Here is a 3,407-nt window from a genome sequence, read left to right as displayed (position 1 = left end):
GACCCTCCTATTGGAGGAGCACCATTAAAATAAGGTGAAGCGAGCCCAAAATTAAAAGAGCCAGGTGTAACCAGGCGTGAAAATGAAGGGCTCGCTCCACTTTATCGAGCTTCCATAGGATAGCTCTTGACTTTTTCTCTAAATCTCTCATCATGTTTTCGTTCATATTGAACTAGAAATAGGTTAAACACCTCAAAAGCACTGCCCCACCACAAAAGCTGTCAAGGTGCTCCTCCTTGACAGCCGGAGGGCACTTTTGTGGTGGGTAGTAATCTCAAGAGGTGTTAATGTACTTACTCTGCAGCAAGGAAGTGATTTTTGCCTGTTAGGCAAAAATCACACTCCTTATAAATCGAAAATGGGGACGGCTCATTTTCGATACTTGGTGGAGGGAGCTGCCTATTTGTAGGTTTGCGCGGTGCGGTGCGGGCAAAGGTAAAAAACCCTTAAGCAAGGGTAATGGGTTAAGCTCAAAGGGGGAATAGAGTTCAATACTTATGCACGGCGGGTTTGGTGCAGATCCGGTTTTATTCACGCCTTCTGGCGTGCTATTTGCGTCCAAAGGACAATCCTTACCTGCGCGGGGGGCGTCGGGGGCCCATGAGACCCCTGGGGAGCAGCAACGCAAACCCCAGGGTGATCGAATGGCAGCCCCGACTCTTTTGCTTTGAGGTTAAGCGCAGTGAAACCCGAAGGGAATTAATTCCCGAAGTCCCAACGCGATAGTCTGGACGGCAAGGCCAGGATAAGCAAAGGGAGCAAAGCAAAAGAGTCGGGGGTCGGAGCCACCAAAGGAAAACCTTTTATGGCGCAGTGGCGAAACCACAAGCAAAAGGTCTTTATTACTTGCGTAGCGCCCCCGACGCCCCCCGCGTTTTCTTTTGGTTTTATGGTTTTAAAACGTGTTATGAAACATGCTATATAGAAACACGTTTTGTATTATGAGTAGTCCGCTTTTGAATAAACGATTCTGTTCCGACAACGATGGAACAGATGTGTTTATTCTCTTTTCACGTAACTATTCAGGTGATCTGAAAAGTTCAAAATGTATGATACACTTTTTTAGAATGATAACACGTGAAGAAATTTTAGCTATTTATGAGGCTGGGCCTGACGTAGTCGTAGAGTTGTTCATGAAGCAAGAACAGATGCTCCAGAGCTTGAGAGAACGTATCGAAAAGCTGGAAGCTCAATTAGGTAAGAACAGCCAGAATAGTAGCAAACCCCCTTCAAGCGATGGATTGAAACGAAAGAACAGAAGCCTGCGCACACGCAGTGGCCGCAAACCAGGGGGTCAAGAAGGTCATAAGGGTTCCACGTTATCCTTTTGTGAAAAACCGACTGAAGTGAAGGATTGTCCTGCTAAGGAATGCAGTCACTGTGGTCATGATTTAAGTTCTCAAGAAGCTCTGATCTATGAGAAACGGCAAATCTTTGAGTGGCCAGAGGTTCATTTGAAGGTGACAGAATATCGCTCAGAGATTAAGGCATGTCCCGTGTGCCATGCCGAAACCAAGGGCAAATTTCCTGAAGAAGTGAAACAAGCCGTCCAGTATGGGAGCCATTTAAAAGGGCTAGCCGTGTATTTTAACCAATATCAATTTTTGCCCTATGAACGCTTGGGGGAAGTCTTTGAAGTCCTGTGTGGACAAAGCATCAGTGAGGGAACCTTGTTCAATGCAGTTCAAAGCTGTGGCGAGAACCTGAGTGAATTTGAAGCAGTAGCAAAGGAGATGCTCAAAAATGTAGAGGTCTTACACCACGATGAGAGCGGTATGAGAGTGGAGAAGAAACTCCATTGGGTGCATTCGGCCTCAACGGCTGACTGGAGTTGGTATCAGGTGCATGCCAAGCGAGGTCAGGAGGCAAGCGCTGAGATAGGTATTTTGCCAGAGTTCGCAGGTATTTTGGCGCATGATCATTGGAAGCCGTACTTTCAATACAGTTGTGTCCATGCGTTGTGTAACGCACATCATTTGCGGGAGCTGAAGTTTGTAGAGGAAAGCTATCAGCAAGCGTGGGCTGGGCAGATGGCCGAATTGCTTAGAGAGATCAAAAATGCTGTAGAAGCTTGTCCGAATGCGGCATTGTCAGTGGGCGAGATAGCGAATTTTGAGAAGAGTTATGGCGAGATTTTAGAGGCTGGTTTGGCCGTCAATCCGCTACCGGAAAAGCCTGAGAAGAAACGGGGTCGTCAGAAGAAAAGCCCTGCTCGGAATCTGTTGGAACGCTTAAGTCAGTACCGGCCAGAGGTATTGAGATTTATGCATGATTTTCGGGTTCCCTTTGACAACAATCAAGCGGAACGAGATATTCGGATGGTAAAGTTGTACCAGAAGATATCAGGGTGTTTCCGCACGATGGCTGGAGCCCAGACATTCTGTCGGATTCGCAGTTATCTTTCAACCTTGAAGAAACAGGGGTTTAACTTGATTAACTCTCTCGCTCAAGCTATTCAAGGGCAACCCGTTATACCTTCCTTCACCCCCACCTGAATAGTTACCTTTTCACAAGCAAAGCGTGGCCAGAGTTACATCTTTTGATTTATTTTAATCAAATGGCTCTTTACCAAAAACAAATCTCTTATTGCTTAGAAGCCTCTTATGGACAGGCAGGAATCATTTTTTCGACAAGAGAATTTTTTTTTTGTTCCTGAGCATTAAAAAATTCAACACGCTTAATTTTCAAAGATTTTTTACTGGGTAAGGGTGGGTGTGGGAGCTGCATTCGTTTCACAAAGTGCCGCTGGTCATGTACCAGGTAGGTTGGTAACATCATGGGCTCATTGTTCCCAACCAAAGCGATTGCTTGGTCAGTGGCAATGCGCATCAGGCGATCTGCGTTCATTAAATTTTCTTCCCGCACATGTTTTTCACCGCCTCTGGTCTTTTGAACAATCTGCACTTTACCCAACATTTGCTCGACCATTTTGGCCGTTTCAAGATCCATGCCAGAATAAAAAACCCGTGTCGCAATTCCCCCGCCCATAATGGTTTTAGCACCATGATCACCGTATTGCTTATAAAGTTGGTGAACACTTTGCAAAATCAGAGAGATAGAAACTTTGTACTTACGGGCCGTGGTCATGATGGTATCAAAATGGGGAATGTTATAGTGTCCGAATTCATCAAGAATCGCGTAAAAAGGCAAGTCACTGGGTTCAATGGAACGCATTACCGAGCTAAATAACTGAGAATAAAACAGGTTCATCACATAGCTGTAGGGTGCAATTCTGTCTGCGGGTACAATCAGAAATATAGCTGTTTTTTCCTTTCGGAGCAGAGAAAACCGAAAATCGTCATTGATAAAAAGTTGGGCCATGTCGGGATTACCTATGCTCTTCAGGGCATTTAGGGCTGTTGACAGGTAACTTTGCACGGTTTTTTCGTTTTGGCCTGAAATCAGTG

1 protein-coding gene and 1 pseudogene (1 of these 2 cut by a window edge) are annotated in these 3,407 nt (G+C 45.5%); one reads left to right on the top strand and one right to left on the bottom strand.

Annotated features, from left to right (window positions below):
- The first annotated feature begins 914 nt into the window (after positions 1-914).
- Positions 915-2,495 carry an IS66 family transposase gene (locus tag COW20_05855; GenBank protein PIW49460.1) on the top strand — a complete coding sequence of 527 codons (1,581 nt, stop codon included), beginning with the start codon at positions 915-917 and terminating at the stop codon, positions 2,493-2,495.
- Between the two features lie 106 nt (positions 2,496-2,601).
- Here COW20_05855 and COW20_05850 read toward each other — a convergent pair.
- Positions 2,602-3,407 (bottom strand): annotated as a pseudogene (locus tag COW20_05850) (hypothetical protein); it runs 760 nt beyond the window's last position.

It is taken from the genome of bacterium (Candidatus Blackallbacteria) CG13_big_fil_rev_8_21_14_2_50_49_14, assembly GCA_002783405.1.
GTDB lineage: Bacteria > Cyanobacteriota > Sericytochromatia > UBA7694 > UBA7694.
This window is presented reverse-complemented; position numbering and strand designations above follow the sequence as displayed.